The organism is Bacillus sp. JJ1609, from assembly GCF_036967045.1.
GTDB lineage: Bacteria > Bacillota > Bacilli > Bacillales > Cytobacillaceae > Mesobacillus.
In genome coordinates this window covers 157,859-175,941 of sequence record NZ_JBALSS010000024.1, presented here as the reverse complement: position 1 = coordinate 175,941, position 18,083 = coordinate 157,859, and the positions used below count along the sequence as shown (strand labels likewise).

The window sequence follows — 18,083 nt, the reverse complement described above, 5'->3', positions numbered from 1 at the left end:
GGCTGGCGCTGAGCCTCCTCGCCGCCGCTGGCGTCTGCGGGGTCTCACCTGTCCAGCTGATCCCGCAGGAGTCTGCGCGCCTTCCACTCCAATCAACAGGGCTTCTAAACTATTATGGAACGATACATAAGTTTTTTTGAAAATGGTTGTTTTCGTAACCTTTGTAAAAGGGGTTCGGAATGAGACCATTGGGAACCCCTTTTGTCTACAAACTGAGCCGGTCAAAATAGTTGATCGGCTCTTTTTATATTTAGAAAACTTAACATCAGCGTAGAATGCCGTTGTCTTGTCGACATAAAGCCATACAATATGCAAGATAACAACAATTTAATTATCCCCAAACATTCATCCTGCAGAAAAAAAGGATTAAGAAGCTGAATTATTTAAAAATTTAAAATGCCAATGATACAATCAAATTAAGATTTTTAAAAAGGGGATTGGTTATGGAGAAGCTGGAACTGAAAAACATTACTCTAACATGGCTTAATGGCGGCGTGACACATCTTGATGGTGGCGCAATGTTTGGCGTCGTACCGAAACCGCTTTGGTCACGAAAGTACGAAGTCAATGAAAATAACCAAATTGAACTGAGGACCGATCCAATATTAATTCTGGCAGAAGGGAAGAATTTCCTAGTTGAAAGCGGGATTGGAAATGGAAAATTAAACGATAAACAAAAACGTAATTTTGGTGTGCTTGAAGAATCGAAGCTTGATTTAGAACTGAAAGAATTAGGATTAAAACCTGAAGATATTGATTATATTTTAATGACACATATGCATTTTGATCATGCGTGCGGATTGACTAAGGTTGTAAATGGTGAGCTTGTGTCTGTTTTTCCTAATGCTAAAATCATCACCTCGAAGATTGAATGGGATGAGATGCGCAACCCGAATATCCGGTCAAAAAGTACATATTGGAAAGAAAATTGGCAGGGGATCGAACAGCAAGTAGAGACATTTGAGAAAGAGTGGTCTTTTGGGCCAATCAAAATGATTCACACTGGCGGGCATAGTGATGGACATGCCATTTTAATCATTGAGGACGAGGATATGACTGTGGTTCATATGGCAGACATTATGCCGACACATGCTCACCAGAACCCTCTTTGGGTAATGGCTTATGATGATTATCCGATGGATTCTATTTTTGCTAAACAAAAGTGGCTGGAATACGGCATCAGCAGAGATGCGTGGTTTACTTTTTACCATGATGCGGTTTACCGTGCGATTAAATTTGATAATGATGGAAAACTAACAGAAACAATCGAACGAAAAAAATAGACCTGCATCTGCAGGTCTTAATTTAAAGGATACGTATCGAGAATGGCTCCTGTAGAAGCGTCAGCGATAAATTCATACTGCTCTACCTGGCCATCCACATTTCGGGAGATTCCACCTTTATAAACCTGATATTCAATAGGCGGCTTTGTGTACGGTTCTGCGTTCATATTGATCCATGAGCCGCTGATTGACCCTGATTTTTTAAAAACTGTTTTTGCATGCTGCAGCACTTTGTCTGCTGAAACAGTTTCTTTCTGGGAAGCAAGTTCCTTTACAGCATAAGCACCTGCCAGACCAGCACCGACGCCAATGAAAAAGATTTTCCAGTTCATAGTCAAGTACCCCCAAGGTTATATATGGATTTCAAGATACCTACATCATAACAAATCAGCATGATAGAGCAAAGAAATAATAAATATGACTATATAATGAATGGTGCCATTAGAATAAAAAATCTGAATGACTTGATAAAGACTGGCAAGCATAAACAATAATCTGTAAAATACATTGTATAAATACATAATCTTTAGGTAATCTAAATTTTTGGTGAGAAGGAGCAATGAAATGAACGAACAAACATTAAGCCTTTTTAAAACATTGACTGAATTGCCTGGTGCGCCGGGGAACGAGCATGCAGTGCGCAGCTTTATGCGTGAACAATTAGAACAGTACTCAGATGATTTGATACAGGATAAATTAGGCAGTGTATTCGGAGTTAAAAAAGGTGACCCGAACGGTCCTAAAATCATGGTAGCAGGCCATATGGATGAGGTAGGGTTCATGGTTACCTCTATTACGAAAAATGGGATGATCCGTTTCCAGACACTTGGCGGATGGTGGAGTCAGGTTCTGCTAGCCCAGCGTGTCCAAATCATCACAAAAAATGGACCGATTACTGGAGTGATTGGTTCTATCCCTCCTCACCTTTTGGATGAGTCAAAACGCAGCAAGCCTATGGAAATCAAGAACATGCTGATTGATATCGGTGCAGATGACAAAGAGGATGCCATCAAAATCGGCATTAAGCCCGGTCAGCAAATTGTTCCTATTTGCCCATTCACTCCGATGGCAAATGAGAAAAAGATTTTGGCTAAAGCATGGGATAACCGATATGGTTGCGGCCTGGCAATCGAATTGTTAAAAGAAACAAAGGATATCCAGCTTCCTAATATGCTTTACTCTGGTGCGACAGTGCAGGAGGAAGTTGGCCTGAGAGGAGCACAGACTGCAGCCAATATGATTGATCCAGACCTATTCTTTGCGCTTGATGCGAGTCCGGCAAATGATATGTCAGGTGATAAAAATGAATTTGGCCAGCTTGGAAAAGGAACTTTGTTAAGAATTCTCGACCGGTCTATGGTCACGCACCGCGGCATGAGAGAATTTATCCTTGATATGGCTGAAACTCACAATATCCCATACCAGTACTTTGTTTCACAGGGTGGTACAGATGCAGGAAGAGTTCATACTTCAAACGAAGGAATTCCAAGTGCTGTAATTGGTATCTGCTCACGTTACATCCATACAGCAGCTTCAATGATCCATGTTGATGACTATGCTGCAGCAAAGGAATTGCTTGTAAAGCTAGTGAAAGCATGCGATAAGACAACTGTGGAAACAATTAAAAACAACAGCTAACAAGTGTGAAAGTGCCCTTAGGAGAATCAGAAGACTAGACGCTGGGGCAAGTCACATTTTTAAGAAAAAACGTGTTAAGATGTAAAATTTATGAGAGAGGCAGCTGAAAAACTGCCTCTTTTTCATGGGTTTGGAAGGAGATCAGAAAATGAAAATAGCAGTTGGTTCAAAGAATCCAGCCAAAATCACTGCAGTGGAGGAAGCCTTTAGAGATCATCATATTGATATCATGGCAGTTGACGCAGCATCAGGTGTAAGTGAACAGCCGATGTCTGATGATGAAACCATTAAAGGTGCAATTAACAGGGCGATTGAGGCGGCAGAAAAAGCAGGAGCTTCAATTGGCATAGGACTTGAAGGTGGAGTCCAGCAGACCCCGCATGGACTGTTGCTTTGCAATTGGGGAGCATTGACCGCTAAAGGGATGAAGCCAATAATAGCTGGGGGAGCAAGGCTGCTACTGCCTGAAGAAATTGCCGAGAAGGTATTAGCCGGTAATGAGCTAGGTCCTGTAATGGACGAATATGCCAAGAAACAGAATGTCCGTAAAAATGAAGGAGCAGTAGGCATTTTTACAAATGGCCAGGTAAATAGAAGTGAAATGTTTCTCCATGTCATGAAGCTGCTTGCAGGACAATATGAATATCTAACAGGACAAAGTGAAAAGACAGTCTGACGGACTGTCTTTCTTTTCGACAAATTTCTGAAAAATGTTATATTTTCCAACAATTTTTACTGTACAAGTCTTGTAAGTTAAATAACAAGAAAGGTATGATAGAAAAGAAGTGGTTTAGTCGTTACAGGGAGGAAAAAAGTATGATAAAGTTCATAAGGTCATTTGGGCTTATTATTATAGGAGTATTTCTGCTGGGAGCTTGCTCTGCCTCGTTTTCTGATGACAAGAAAGCGGCAGATGAGGCGGTGGGCAGTGTTTTTGAAAGCAAACCGGAGAAAACAAATAATAGTACTAAAGATATAGAATATCATATGCCTTTTGGTATTGAAGTAGAAGATGAATCACCAAACAATATACTGCTTAAAAATGAATCAAGGACTTATATTTTATTTTATAATCAGCATGAAAGAGAAGATAGCAAGGTCGTCTATGAATCAACCATGAAACAGCAAAAAAAATGGGACGTAAATGAAACTTACAATAAAGGCGGCAAATTTGGTTATATGTTGGTTAAAAAACTAAAAGAAGACCGCTATCAATTGATTGTCGGAATCGGCGGGGTAAAGCTGACAACTGAAACAGACAACATTAAAAAAGATGCTGAAGCTATGATGACAATCGCTAACTCGGTGAAAATTAAGTGAACGCTGTCAAATTGACGGTGTTCTTTTTTTTTGAGTAATAACCATGAGTCAAATCGGATTAGTTTCTTTTTTGGTTGTGCATGTTTAAAATATATGAAGTAGATTAGATTTTTACCAGGAGGTAGCGCCATGAAAAACTTGGAGTCAATGGAACAATTCGAAGCGTTGAAAAATAACGGTAAACATATATTTTTATTTACTGCAGACTGGTGCCCGGATTGCCGTGTGATTGAGCCTGTACTGCCTGAAATAGAAAGCAAGTATCAGGAGTATGAATTTATATCAGTGGATCGCGATGATTTCATCGATCTTTGCATCCAGCAGGATGTTTTCGGTATTCCAAGTTTTGTTGCCTATGATAATGGCAAGGAGCTTGGCCGTTTCGTAAGTAAAAACAGAAAAACACAGGAAGAAATCGAAAACTTTATTGAAGGCCTGGCTTAATCTTTTTCCCTCCATCTTTTGAGGTGGAGGGAAATTTCATGTAAAATGATTGGCATAATCTCTTGAAGAAATGGAGGGATAATCATGGATAGCAGAAAAATGCGTAAAGAGCTCGAGGAGCGTCTGAGGCATCCGGATCGCTCATTTACCTATGACCGTGAAAAAGACCAGCTGAGAATAGAAAATATTCATACAGGTAGAGGAATCACTGTAGCTCTGCCAGGCATCATTGCGAAATGGCAGGATCAGAAGGAAAAGGCGATTGAAGAAGTTGTCTATTACGTATCTGAAGGCCTAAATGCAATGGAAAATAAAGTGGAGCTTACAGGGAAAGAAAAAAATATCTACCCAGTAATCCGGTCCACTTCTTTCCCTTCAGAGGCAGAAGAAGGTGTCCCGTTCCTATATGATGGGCACACTGCAGAAACGAGAATTTACTATGCTCTTGATTTAGGGAATACATATAGGCTGATTGATTCAAAGCTTCTGCAAAAAGAAGGTTGGACGGGCAAACAGGTCCGTGAAACAGCTTTGTTCAATGTCCGGTCACTATCGGTGAATTTCAAAGAAGACCGAGTTGCTGATAACACTTTTTATTTCCTGAATACCAATGATGGTTATGATGCGAGCAGGATTTTGAATACAAGCTTCTTGAATGAGATGAAAAAGCAGATGAAGGGGACAATGGCGGTAGCTGTTCCCCATCAGGATGTTTTGATTATCGCAGATGTTGAAAACAATACAGGTTATGATATTTTGGCCCAGATGACAATGAGTTTTTTTGCGAGTGGAAGAGTGCCGATTACTGCCCTAAGCTTCCTGTATGAAAACGGTGAATTAGAACCAATCTTCATTCTGGGGAAAACGAAAAAAGAATAACGGCGTATTTAGTTCAAAAGCCCGATGAAAACGGGCTTTTTTCCTTTATGTTCATGACTTGTCATTATTTGGGTGAATTCATATGCCGAAAGTTTATTTTCCACTATGTTTATTCTCGTAAAAAATACTCATTCTTTCAATTTATCTCGAAAAAAACTAATTAACTGTTAAAATAGTAATGAAATGTGAAAGAAAGAGTGATTTAAATTGAGTTGGATAAAAAAGATTTTCACGATGTTCCAGAATGATGACGATGTTTTTAATGATATTGAACAAGGACAGCCTGTTCAAAAACCTTTGCCACAAGCGCGAAACCAAAAGAAGGATTTAGAAGCGAGAGTATTATATCAATATCCAAAAGGACAGTTCCGTTTCCCGTTGATTCCTGACGAACATAGAGGGAATGTAAAAGTGAATAAGAAAAATGTCACTTCAGAAAAAGTTGAGCCTGTTGCTGAAATGAAGCCGCTTATCAAGGAGAAAGGCCCATTAAGAGTAAAGGAGAAAGGTGAACCTTTTAAGGCAGCTTCTCCAAAGCCGCGCAAGGAAACTGTTAAGGAAAAGCCTCAAAGCTTCAAGCGAGAAGCTTTGAAGGAAACAGCATCGAAGTTTCGCTATGAACCGAGAACTGAAGGCTCAGCGAAATTCAGGCAGCCTTTTAAACCAACGGAAATTCCTTCGCCGATTTACGCCTATAACAGGCCGCCTATTAAGCCAAAGCAGGAAAATAAAAAGGATGTCGAAGAGGTCGAATATGAACTTAGCGGTTTCGAACAAAATCAGGAACCTTCAGCCGGAGACGCTGGCATTAATGAAGAATATGTTCGCTCTGTTGCTGAAGTAAACCGGACCGAAGGATTTTCAGAAGAACCTGCACAAACCAAAATAGTTAGAGCAGATGAGACAGAAAAGCAGGATATTTACATAATGGAAGATCTTGCAGAAGCACCTGATAAAAAGAATTACCAAAAGGGTGCAGAAACTGAGACTGAGACTGAACAATCTCAATTAGAATCAGAAGCGTTGAATAAAATATTTGAGGTGAATCTTTCTCAGAAAGTTCCTTTGATAACAGAAGAATTAGCAGTAAATCAGCAAGGGTTTGATGGAGAAAATGGAAGCACTCTAGTTGAGCAAGAAGCTGTTAAAGAATCTGAAGAACAGGCTGTCGCAGAAATAACAAATAATCCTGACCGCTTGGATAAAGAAGCAGCAAAACCAGAACAACCAGAACAACCAGAACAACCAGAACAACCGGAACAACCGAGGACTAGACAGCTTCCATTCAACGTCATCATGCTCAAGCAGGATAGGAAGAAATGGGAAGAGCGTAAATCATCAAAGTATCCTTCTTTCATGACAGAAGGATCGAAAACTAGTGCAACATCTGTACCGGACCAGCAAGCTTCCAGAACGATTGTAAACGATCATATCGAGGAAAAAAGCGGCCAGACTACAGCAAATTCAGGAATTTTAACTATGGAACAGACTGCTCCTGCAGAAGCAAATAGACAACCGGTAGTAACTGAACAGAAATCTCTTGTGCAACCGGTTGGGCAGCAGGCTATATCTGAAAAGACTGTTCCCCAGGAAGGTAAACTGGATGAATTTGACCAGCCAGCTTCTATGCAGCATTTCGTCAATCAACGAGCTCCAATGCAGCAAGCCGCTGAAATATCAAATAGCCAGGCTGATTCTTTAAAGTCTGCTACAGCAGGCCCTGTTACGAATGAAGTTGCAGCTGCAGTCCAAACAGAAGCAGAAGCACCTGGTGACTATGAATTCCCGCCGCTTGATCTATTGAGTCCTCCGGTTTTCAAGGAGCCTGATCCTCAATGGCTGGCAGAGCAGGAGCATATGCTGAATGAAACGTTGAGGAATTTCAATGTAGGAGCAAAAGTGGTCAATATGACACAGGGGCCTTCTGTTACTCGTTTTGAGGTGCAGCCTGAACCAGGTGTCAAGGTGAATAAAATTACAAATCTTTCAGATGACATTAAGTTAAGCCTTGCTGCAAAGGATATCAGGATTGAAGCCCCTATCCCAGGAAAGCATACGATTGGTATAGAGGTTCCGAATCATTCAAGCAGACCGGTTTTATTAAGTGAAATTTTACAGGGTGACTACTTCCTTGAACATGAATCACCATTGGCGGTCGCCCTTGGATTAGACATCGCTGGAAATCCAATTGTCACTGACTTGAAAAAAATGCCTCATGGTCTAATTGCCGGTGCGACTGGATCAGGGAAGAGTGTTTGTATCAATACCATGCTTGTGAGTCTACTTTACAAGGCACATCCAGATGATGTGAAGCTGCTGCTGATTGATCCGAAAATGGTGGAACTGGCTCCATACAATAATATTCCGCATCTTGTCAGTCCCGTCATTACAGATGTGAAGGCGGCAACTGCTTCGCTTAAGTGGGCTGTAGAGGAGATGGAGCGGAGATACGAGCTGTTCGCGCATACTGGCGTACGTGATATCAACCGTTTCAATGAGCTTGCCATTAAGCACCGCAGGTTCTCTGAAAAGCTGCCATTTATCGTAATTGTTATTGATGAGTTGGCTGATTTGATGATGATGGCCCCTGCTGATGTAGAAGAAGCAATCTGCCGGATTGCCCAAAAGGCGCGTGCTTGCGGCATCCATTTGGTTATTGCAACCCAGCGCCCATCTGTAGATGTCATTACAGGATTGATTAAAGCCAATGTACCTACAAGAATTGCTTTCTCAGTATCGTCTCAGATCGATTCAAGGACGATTATTGATATCAGTGGAGCTGAGAAGCTGCTTGGCCGAGGGGACATGCTTTTCCTTGAAAACGGATCTTCAAAACCGTTCCGCTTGCAGGGAACTTTTGTGACAGACAATGAAATTGATGATATAGTGGCATTTGCAAGAGAGCAGCGGGCCCCACAATTTTTGTTTGAGCAAGAGGAGCTGCTGAAAAAAGCACAGATTACAGAAGAAGAAGATGAACTTTTCTATGAAGCCTGCGAATTTGTCGTTGAGCAGGGCGGGGCATCTACATCAAGTGTTCAGCGCCGTTTTAAAATAGGCTATAATCGGGCAGCCAGATTAATTGAAATGATGGAACAGCAGGGGTTCATATCTGAAGGAAGGGGAAGCAAGCCCAGGGATGTGTTGATTTCTGCCTCTGACCTTGAGTCGCTCCAGGATACTAGTACATTCAATTAATTAATGGTATTCTTTATTAGCATATCCTTATACTAAGGATAGATGCCCAGAGCCCTATTGAGGGTTGAAGTTGAAGGAGCTTTTCGGATGAAGGAAATAGAATTGAAAATGCAGGGGAAAATCAGCCGCCTGACAAATCATACTTTTAAGTTTGATGAAAGAATCAGGGATGGCTGGTTTTCGGCTGTGTATTTTCTTAAGACAAGAGAGCTTGTAAAGAAATATCACGAAGATAATATAATTACGATGCAGTTTTTCCAAAAGGATGATGCAGTTCTTTGCGGGACAGATGAAGTGATTGCCCTTGTAAAAACATTTGCTGACAATCCGGAGGAACTGGAGATATACTCACTTAAGGATGGAGAAAGAATAGCTCCATTCGAAACAGTCCTGACTATCACCGGGCCATACCAGAATTTTGGATATCTTGAAGGAATTATTGATGGGATCCTTGCCAGAAGGACATCTGTTTCGACTAACGTCTACAATGTAGTCAAGGCAGCAAGTTATTCTGGCAAGCAAAAGCCCGTCATATTCATGGGAGACAGAGATGACCATTATACGACCCAGGCTGGAGATGGATATGCAGCCTATATAGGCGGTGCTACAGCCCAGGCAACTCATGCCATGAATGAATGGTGGGGCAAACAAGGGATGGGAACTATGCCGCACGCGTTGATCCAGCTGTTTAATGGAGATATCGTAGCTGCTACCCACGCTTATCATGAAACCTTTCCAAATGATGATTTGATTGCCCTTGTAGATTATAATAATGATGCGATCACAGATTCATTGAAAGTTGCAAGAGAGTTTGGGGAAAAGCTTAAGGGAGTCCGCGTAGATACTTCCCGGACGATGATTGACCAGTACTTTCTTCGCAACGAGCATCTTCTCGGAACATTTGACCCGCGCGGTGTTAATGCTGAATTAATCTTCGCTTTAAGAAAAGCGTTGGATGATGAAGGATTTACTCATGTTAAAATTGTCGTAAGCGGCGGATTCAGTGAAAAGAGAATCCTTGACTTTGAAAAGCATGATGTACCAGTCGATATGTATGGCGTCGGCGGCAGCCTTTTAAAACTAAAGATTGGCTTTACCGGTGACAATGTCATGCTGAACGGCAAACATCAGGCGAAATCGGGAAGAAGGTTCAGACCAAATCCTCGCCTGGAAAAAGTAGATTTCTAATCGATAAATTCCCTTCCGATTTGCATTAAAAGTGTTTAAATGTACCAAAATAGGGAAAATGTGCTTTTGCGCAGAATTACGGATTTTATTGGAACTGTGTTATTCATAAAATTGATGTTATAATGATTTAATACATTAAAGCAGATAGATAAAACATACTGTTTCTCTTTGTCTTCAGACCGGCTTTTTGATCATGAATGACCGTTCAGGAGTAATGAGCAAAACAGGATATCTGTCATATACTGTGTTACATACAGACGTTGTTGGAGGTTCTTTATATGACTATTTACCATTTTGTAGGTATAAAGGGGTCTGGAATGAGTGCATTAGCTCAAGTTCTCCATGATATGGACTATCAGGTACAGGGCTCCGATTATGACAAGCACTTTTTTACCCAGGTTGCCCTTGAGAAATCTGGAATAAAGATCCTTCCGTTTAATAAGGAAAATATACAGCCCGGAATGACAATCATTGCCGGCAATGCCTACCCGGATACCCATGAAGAAATTCAGGAGGCGATGAAGCACGGACTTCCAATCATCAGGTACCACCGGTTCCTAGGCGATTTCATGCAGAATTTCACAAGTGTAGCAATCACAGGTGCGCATGGCAAGACATCGACCACTGGCCTTTTAGCTCATGTCATGAGAGGCGCTAAGCCTACATCATTCCTGATTGGTGATGGCACTGGGAAAGGTGACAGGGACGCTCAGTATTTTGTGTTCGAGGCTTGTGAATACCGACGTCACTTTCTTTCCTATTTCCCTGACTATGCAATCATGACAAATATTGATTTTGACCATCCAGACTACTTTGCCAATATCGAAGATGTATTTTCCGCATTCCAGGAAATGTCCTGGCAGGTGAAAAAGGGCATTTTTGCATGCGGTGATGATGAGCAGCTGCAGAAAATCCAGGCTAAAGTACCTGTCGTTTTTTATGGCTTTGGGGAAGAAAATGATTTCCAGGCCAGAAATATTGTCAAATCAACGAGTGGGACTACCTTTGATGTTTTTGTCAGAAATACTTTTTATGACACCTTCTCGATTCCTTCTTTTGGGGACCATAATGTGCTCAATTCACTTGCGGTTATTGCACTTTGCCATTATGAAAACATTGAGTCAAAGGTCATCCAGGATCAGCTTCAAAGCTTCGAAGGTGTAAAAAGAAGATTCTCGGAAAAAAAGATTGCTGACCAAATTATCATTGATGATTACGCTCACCATCCGACTGAAATCAAGGCAACAATTGATGCTGCAATGCAAAAATATCCTGACCGTGAAATCGTTGCAGTTTTCCAGCCGCATACTTTCACAAGGACCCAGGCGTTCTTGAATGAGTTCGCGGAAAGCCTGAACAAAGCAGACAAAGTTTATCTATGCGAAATCTTTGGATCTGCCCGTGAGGTACACGGAAAGCTTTCGATCACAGATCTGAAAGATAAAATCGATGGCGCTGAAATCATTGCTGAGGATGATACATCAATCCTTAAGGAGCATGGAAGCGGCGTGATTTTATTCATGGGTGCAGGAGATATCCAGAAGTTCCAGGAAGCATATGAGAAACAATTACATGTTTAAATGAAAAGGATGCGGCCACTGGCCGCATCCTTTTTTATGGATATATTACTTAAGATTTTCAGGGTTCAATCCTTCTAATTCAGGGATCACGAAACGTCCATCTTTTCGGATCAGGACATCATCGAAATAGATTTCTCCGCCGCCATATTCTGGGCGTTGGATATTGACCATGTCCCAGTGAATATTAGAGTGGTTGCCGTTGAAAGCATCATCGTAGCATTGGCCTGGAGTGAAGTGGAAGCTTCCATCAATTTTTTCATCAAACAGGATGTCCTGCATTGGATGGAGAATGTAGGGATTCACGCCAATTGCGAATTCACCGATGAATCGGGCACCTTCATCGGTATCAAAGATCTTGTTGATGCGCTCGCTGTCGTTTGCTTCTGCATCAACAATCTTGCCATCCCTAAATGTTAATTTTACATTTTCAAAAGTAAAACCTTGATAAGGGGAAGGCGTATTGTATGTGATCACGCCATTTACAGAGTCGCGGACAGGTGCAGTGTAAACCTCTCCATCTGGAATATTAAGCTCACCTGCACATTTAACTGCAGGGATATCCTTGATTGAGAAGGTTAAATCGGTTCCAGGTCCTGTAAGTCTTACTTTATCCGTGCCGTTCATCAAATCTGCAAGGCTGTCCATTGCCTTGTCCATCTTGCCGTAGTCAAGGTTGCAGACATTAAAATAGAAGTCTTCGAACGCCTCGGTGCTCATTTTAGCTAATTGAGCCATAGCTGAATTTGGATAACGCAGAACAACCCATTTTGTTTTTGGAACCCGGATGTCTCTATGTACTTTCTTGCCGACAGTATTGCCATGAATCTTCATTTTATCTGCTGGTACGTCTGCATGCTCATTAATGTTATCGCCTGAACGCAATCCGATATAAGCATCCATTTTGCCCATCACATTTGCTTCAAAATCTGCGATCATATCGAATTGTTCTTCTTGTGCACCCATCAGTAATGCGCGGTCAACCTGGTGATCCTTTAAAGATACGAATGGGTATCCGCCTGCTGCATACGCTTCTTTCACAAGAGCTGTGACAAGCTCGCGTTGAAGGCCAAAGTTTTCAATAAGGACTTTTTCACCCTTTTGAAGCTTTACCGAGTAATTAATCAAGTTCTTTGCCAGTGTTTGAATACGAGGGTCTTTCAACAAAATCACTCCTAAAGATTAAAAATAGTAGATATAACCATATTGTACCCCAAATGGGGCATTTTGTACTGTTTTCCAAATGGATAAAAATATAAGTTTAGAAAGATTACATACATAATAGAAAGATATTCTTTTTAAGGAAGGAAAAGGGGGAGGCTCTATTGAAATACTTATTGGACAAGATGGTTTACGTCGCTTTTTGCGGGGTAAAATGTACATATGCTAACGGAGGTGTTTAAACAGTGGAAATTATTTTGTATCTAAGTGTTGCTGTGATAGCAATTGCATTTTTAGTGTTGGTAGTCTCTCTTTCAAAAACACTGAAATCCTTACAAACAACTTTAGACAGTGTATCAGGCACACTTGATGGCCTGGAGAAGCAGTTGGATGGAGTGACTCGCGAAACAACAGAGCTTCTGCACAAGACAAACAATTTGGCCGATGATATCTCCAGAAAATCAGAAAGCCTAAACAGTGTCGTTAATGCTGTTAAGGATGTCGGAAATTCTGTTCAGCGTTTCAATCAGTCGATCCATAATGTTCAAAACATGGTTGACCTGCAGCTTGATAAGAATAAGGATAAAATTTCACAGGTTGTTCAATGGAGCAACGTATTCCTAGAATTGAAGGATAAGTGGAAGACAAAAAAAACAGCTCAGATTGACCACCAGATGACTGAAGATCAGATGGTTGGCGAACAAATGGTTGTAAGACAGCGTGAAAGAGCTAGGTATTAAGGAAAGGTGGAGATAGATATGGTAAACAGAGAACAAAATCAGTACACGCAATATGATGGGAATAGTTCAATGCGTGAAAGCAGCAACTCCAGAGATTTTGTTACAGGAGCAATTGTTGGTGGTCTTGCTGGTGCTCTTGCAGCACTGCTGCTTGCACCGAAAACTGGAAAAGAGCTTAGAGGCACGCTAAACGAGCAGACTTCGACTCTAAAGAGCAAAGGTATTGATCTTGCTTCAGTAGCGAAGGAAAAAGCGAGCGGACTGAAGGAGACTGTTTCACAGCAATCTTCTACTCTCGTTAACAAAGTGAAAGACATGAAGAATCAGCAAAATGCTGGCTCTGCTTCACAAACAACGGAAGAGGACTTTGCTACAGAGGGAGAACTCCAACAGGTTCCAACCTCAATGGCCGAGACGAGCACAATGGATAGCACACACACGGCTACAGGAGAAGAAATCCAGAAAAAGCTTGAAGAAACTCAGAAGGCTTTCGATGATACTGAGAGCAAATTGAATCAGTAAGTTTGTCATAAAAACGGTGAAGTGGTAAGATAACTTCACCGTTTATTTTATTGAAGGAGAGTAGAATGATGCAAAAAATTGATTCAATCGAACAATTTGATCAGCTTGTAGAGTCTAGAGAAACATTCTTCATGCTAAAGCATAGTACGACATGCCCAATCAGCCAGGCGGGTTACGATGAATTCGCAAAATATGGGAAGAATGGCAGCGATAATTTATACTTTTTAACAGTCCAGGATTCACGCGATCTCTCAAATCATATAGCTGAAAAGTTCCATATTAAACATGAGTCCCCACAGGCAATCCTATTTGTTAATTCAGATGTAGCATGGCACGCCTCGCATTTTAAAATTACTGCTAAAGGCATGACAGCTGCAAAGGAAGAAAGTGCAAAGTAAAAAACATCCAAATCGGATGTTTTTTTACTTTTTATTTATTTTCAAAAACAATCTTAAGGTCATCACCAGGCGCTAGTAAATCATCAAATCCAGCTCTGGCGCCATTTTTCAATAAAGTGAATCGCCCGCTGTCCTTTGGAATCTGGACTTGGGCAAAATTGAAGATATCTTGGAAAATGAACGGCTCCAGCTTTCTTTGTCTGGTAGTAAGGTGATCACCGTTAAATAGTATGTCTTCCGGTTTAAGCTTTATATCATTACGGTAAAATTCCATTAATTGCTTGGCTAATAACAGCTCTTTACCATTATAGAATACCGGTAATGATTCTGAGACTTTAAGATCCAACATTTCAGCAGCTGTCGAAATGTTGGGCTGGGAACTCCTTTCAAAACGAATATCATCCAAATGTTCAAATGGTTGTTTAATACTGGACTCAATGCCATTCAAATAGACTTTCCCGGTGAAGGCAGGGATTTTCGTTACTTTGCCATCCATCGTAATAGTAAATGGCCGTACCTCATTTAAAATTTCAGCAAGATTAAGCTCCTTTAATAAATCCTCAATGGTTACTGGCATGTCAAAAGTGATTTGGTCCCTGTCTTCCACTTCTTTTGACATTGGTGCAAGCAAACCATTGCATGTAAGTACAGAACTTACTTCATGTTTGCTGCCATTGATCATGACTGCTTTTTTTGGCACCTCACCGATCAGGTAATGAAGCGTCAGATCTGTTTTTGCCCCATCTTCTCCTTTTATAACAGTAAGCTCGTCTCCTCCTTGCACCTCATCGTCGAAGGCGCACGCTTCACCATTTCGCAATAAAACAGGTGGCTGGCCATGATTGCCTGGAATCGTGACGTTCTTTCCGTTGAGGCTGACAATCATTGCTAATCCAGGTTTTCCGTAAAGCCTATTCATTTTAATTCCGGCTGCCAGTAAGCAATCACCGACGGTCAGTTTGTTAACCTCAAAAAGTCTTACAGGCTGGCCATTCACATAAACGGTATGATACTGCACAGGCGATTTCTTGGCAGCTATTGCAATTCCGATTGGAGTAACAAGCTCAGGTCCTTTTTCAATATGGCTGGCGAAAGAGACGGATGAAATTGCATCAAGCCCCCGGATAGCAACCCTGTTATCCGGAAGGTTCAGCTTGTTCGCAAGCCTTTTTGGCAATTCAGGTGTCAGGCTTCCACCCCCTACAAGCATGACTGCTTTAGGAGATTTATAGTTATTTAGCTTTAAAATTTCATCCCCAATAGATTCAGCTAGTCGGTCGATGGCGGGGGATATGCGAGATATAGCCTCTTCCTTGCTTATTTCCTCTTCAAATCCGAGAATGTCTGTAATTTTAATGTATTCTTGTTCTGTAAGCTCTCTTTTGGCTTTTTCAGCGAGGGGGAAATCGAGCAAAAATTCATCACTCACTGCTTCTGTAATCTCATCACCGGCAACTGGCACCATTCCATAAGCGATCACAGTTCCAGCATCAGTAAGAGCAATATCAGAAGTGCCTGCGCCGATATCTACGAGTGCTACATTCAATCTTCTCATGGAAGCAGGAATCAATACGTTGATGGCCGCAATCGGTTCAAGTGTCAAGGCATCCATTTCGAGTCCTGCTCTGTCCAAAGCAGAAAGCAGTGATTCGACAACAACCCTTGGAAGAAAGGTCGCAATGATTTCAACAGAGGCTTCGTTTCCACGCTGATCAATCAGACTTCCTATTTCTTCTCCATCAAGCTGGTAATAAAGTACAGAATATCCGACACAATAGTAATGATGGCTATTATCATTATTCCTTTCTCCAGCTACGGCTGCCTGGGCAAGCTGAACAGCAGTCAATTCCAGATGGAGGATATCCTGCTTAGAAAGCATAGGCTGTCCCACTATATCGACAATTGCTTTGGAGCGTTCGGTTTTCAATGCTCGTCCAGCAGCAGCAACGCATACCTTTGTTAACGGTCCATGTGAAGCTTCAAGCTCATATTTAATATCCTGGATAATTTCGGAAACCGAGAGTACATCATGAATCTGACCATCGAGCATTGACCTTTCTTCATGTTCACGAACAAGAATGTCAATTACCTCATGACGGCCATCTGATTCCTCGAGAATGATCCCTACTACTGATCGGGTTCCAATATCAAGCGCGAACAACTTATCTTTTACCTGCAAAACAATGCACCTTCTAACTTATATTCTCATAAAATGCTTTATTACTTAAAAGCGTTCAATTATTAAAGAAAATTGCGTGACAATTAAAATTAATTCGGCTATAATTACCCTTATTATTATTAAAGTATCACACATTGCTGTGGCTATAAAGAAGATTCAGACTTTGTGGAGATTCTCGTGGACACAGTTTTGGACCAGAAAAGGAACGATGGTTTGCTTTTCTTGATGATTATCTGATTTAGGGCTAAAATGAATTTCGAAAGGACGGGACGGAAAATGAGTAAAAATTTAGACCAGCTAAGAAATCGCGTTGATGAATTGAATTTAGAGCTTTTATCATTGATTAATGAAAGAGCCCTGCTCGTCCAGGAAATTGGCCGCGCAAAAGAAACACAAGGGGTATACCGTTATGACCCGGTAAGGGAAAGAGATATGCTTAATTTAATCAAGGAGCATAACAACGGTCCTTTTGAGAGTTCGACAGTAGAACATATTTTCAAAGAAATATTTAAGGCAGGCCTTGAGCTGCAGTCTGATGACCATCGCAAGGCGCTTCTGGTTTCAAGGAAGAAAAAGCCTGAAGATACAGTGATTGATATTAAAGGTGTAAAAATCGGTGATGGGAACCCAGACTTTATTTTTGGACCATGTTCAGTTGAGTCATATGAACAGGTTGCCACAGTAGCTGAAGCAGTAAAAGCAAAAGGCTTTAAAATGCTCCGCGGCGGTGCGTTCAAACCAAGAACATCTCCATATGATTTCCAGGGGCTTGGACTTGAAGGTTTGAAAATCCTGAAGCGGATTGCGGATGAGTACGATATGGCAGTTATTAGTGAAATCGTTAATCCTGCTGATATTGAAACGGCAGTTGACTATCTTGATGTCATTCAAATAGGTGCCCGGAATATGCAGAACTTTGAACTGCTTAAGGCTGCGGGCGCTGTAAATAAACCAATTTTGCTAAAACGTGGACTTGCTGCAACGATTGAAGAATTCATTAATGCAGCAGAGTACATCATGGCCCAGGGCAATGGACAGATTATCCTTTGCGAACGCGGAATCCGGACGTACGAACGGGCAACAAGGAACACATTGGATATCTCGGCTGTTCCAATTTTGAAGAAGGAAACACACTTGCCAGTACTGGTTGACGTCACTCACTCGACTGGCAGGAGAGACCTGCTGCTTCCGGCAGCCAAAGCTGCACTAGCGATCGGCGCAGACGGCGTCATGGCAGAGGTGCACCCGGATCCTGCAGTAGCTTTATCCGACAATGCTCAACAGATGGATCTAAAACAGTTCGACGAATTCTTGAATGGGTTGAAGTCTACTCCATTTGTAAGAATCTAAAATGTTTAAAACCTTCCTGTTATCTGCAGGAAGGTTTTTTTGTGTGGCAGGAAATATAGGAGACGCGCTCTATTAGTTAAATTAGGATCTATACTAAAGATTTTTTTTAAGGAAGTTATCTAAAATATTGTTCTTTTGATAGCAAAACAATTATAGATAAGTTGATTGGAGCACCGATCCGAGAACTACTAAAAGAGGAAAAAGGG

General features: G+C 41.3%; 16 protein-coding genes. 13 read left to right on the top strand and 3 right to left on the bottom strand.

The annotated features are described in order from the left end of the window. The first annotated feature begins 443 nt into the window (after positions 1-443). A complete protein-coding gene (locus V7654_RS17215) occupies positions 444-1,283 on the top strand; it encodes a YtnP family quorum-quenching lactonase (protein WP_335431912.1) in 840 nt (279 codons plus the stop codon). A gap of 17 nt (positions 1,284-1,300) precedes the next feature. Here the strand turns inward: V7654_RS17215 and V7654_RS17210 are convergent, their stop codons facing one another. Next, the gene (locus V7654_RS17210; protein ID WP_335431911.1) at positions 1,301-1,615 is read right to left on the bottom strand and encodes a PepSY domain-containing protein; all 315 of its coding nucleotides are present in this window, start codon (positions 1,613-1,615) and stop codon (positions 1,301-1,303) included. A 232-nt stretch (positions 1,616-1,847) separates the two neighbouring features. Here V7654_RS17210 and V7654_RS17205 point away from each other — a divergent pair, with 232 nt between their 5' ends. The 8 genes from V7654_RS17205 (at position 1,848) to murC (ending at position 11,530) form a co-directional block, all read left to right on the top strand. Continuing rightward, complete coding sequence (locus tag V7654_RS17205) at positions 1,848-2,921, top strand: M42 family metallopeptidase (RefSeq protein WP_335431910.1); 1,074 nt, start codon at positions 1,848-1,850, stop codon at positions 2,919-2,921. A gap of 148 nt (positions 2,922-3,069) precedes the next feature. Then, positions 3,070-3,597: a DUF84 family protein gene (locus V7654_RS17200; RefSeq protein ID WP_335431909.1), complete on the top strand. Its 528-nt coding sequence runs from the start codon at positions 3,070-3,072 to the stop codon at positions 3,595-3,597. Between the two features lie 140 nt (positions 3,598-3,737). Then, the gene (locus V7654_RS17195) at positions 3,738-4,241 is read left to right on the top strand and encodes a hypothetical protein (RefSeq protein ID WP_335431908.1); all 504 of its coding nucleotides are present in this window, start codon (positions 3,738-3,740) and stop codon (positions 4,239-4,241) included. Between the two features lie 129 nt (positions 4,242-4,370). Further along, positions 4,371-4,685, top strand: coding sequence for a thioredoxin family protein (locus V7654_RS17190; RefSeq protein ID WP_335431907.1), 315 nt, complete (start codon positions 4,371-4,373; stop codon positions 4,683-4,685). An 84-nt stretch (positions 4,686-4,769) separates the two neighbouring features. Beyond that, entirely contained in the window at positions 4,770-5,564 is a 795-nt protein-coding gene (locus V7654_RS17185; protein WP_335431906.1) for a DUF1444 domain-containing protein, read from the top strand. Between the two features lie 207 nt (positions 5,565-5,771). After that, positions 5,772-8,762, top strand: a complete 2,991-nt coding sequence (locus V7654_RS17180; RefSeq protein WP_335431905.1) for a DNA translocase FtsK — start codon at positions 5,772-5,774, stop codon at positions 8,760-8,762. Between the two features lie 87 nt (positions 8,763-8,849). After that, the gene (locus V7654_RS17175; protein WP_335431904.1) at positions 8,850-9,950 is read left to right on the top strand and encodes a nicotinate phosphoribosyltransferase; all 1,101 of its coding nucleotides are present in this window, start codon (positions 8,850-8,852) and stop codon (positions 9,948-9,950) included. A gap of 278 nt (positions 9,951-10,228) precedes the next feature. Then, positions 10,229-11,530: a UDP-N-acetylmuramate--L-alanine ligase gene (gene murC, locus V7654_RS17170; RefSeq protein WP_335431903.1), complete on the top strand. Its 1,302-nt coding sequence runs from the start codon at positions 10,229-10,231 to the stop codon at positions 11,528-11,530. A 45-nt stretch (positions 11,531-11,575) separates the two neighbouring features. Here the strand turns inward: murC and V7654_RS17165 are convergent, their stop codons facing one another. Then, entirely contained in the window at positions 11,576-12,691 is a 1,116-nt protein-coding gene (locus tag V7654_RS17165; protein WP_335431902.1) for an aminopeptidase, read from the bottom strand. 242 nt (positions 12,692-12,933) lie between these two features. Here V7654_RS17165 and V7654_RS17160 point away from each other — a divergent pair, with 242 nt between their 5' ends. The 3 genes from V7654_RS17160 to ytxJ all read left to right on the top strand — a co-directional run bounded on the left by V7654_RS17160 (position 12,934) and on the right by ytxJ (position 14,348). After that, positions 12,934-13,428, top strand: a complete 495-nt coding sequence (locus V7654_RS17160) for a DUF948 domain-containing protein (RefSeq protein WP_335431901.1) — start codon at positions 12,934-12,936, stop codon at positions 13,426-13,428. A gap of 18 nt (positions 13,429-13,446) precedes the next feature. Beyond that, positions 13,447-13,950, top strand: a complete 504-nt coding sequence (locus V7654_RS17155; protein WP_335431900.1) for a YtxH domain-containing protein — start codon at positions 13,447-13,449, stop codon at positions 13,948-13,950. A gap of 68 nt (positions 13,951-14,018) precedes the next feature. Further along, positions 14,019-14,348 (top strand): bacillithiol system redox-active protein YtxJ, encoded by a 330-nt coding sequence (gene ytxJ, locus V7654_RS17150; protein WP_335431899.1) that lies wholly within the window; start codon positions 14,019-14,021, stop codon positions 14,346-14,348. A gap of 31 nt (positions 14,349-14,379) precedes the next feature. On the opposite strand, the gene V7654_RS17145 is transcribed toward ytxJ, so the two are convergent. Then, entirely contained in the window at positions 14,380-16,527 is a 2,148-nt protein-coding gene (locus V7654_RS17145; RefSeq protein ID WP_335431898.1) for a cell division FtsA domain-containing protein, read from the bottom strand. A gap of 276 nt (positions 16,528-16,803) precedes the next feature. Here V7654_RS17145 and V7654_RS17140 point away from each other — a divergent pair, with 276 nt between their 5' ends. Next, a complete protein-coding gene (locus tag V7654_RS17140) occupies positions 16,804-17,877 on the top strand; it encodes a bifunctional 3-deoxy-7-phosphoheptulonate synthase/chorismate mutase (protein ID WP_335431897.1) in 1,074 nt (357 codons plus the stop codon). The last annotated feature ends 206 nt before the right edge of the window (positions 17,878-18,083 follow it).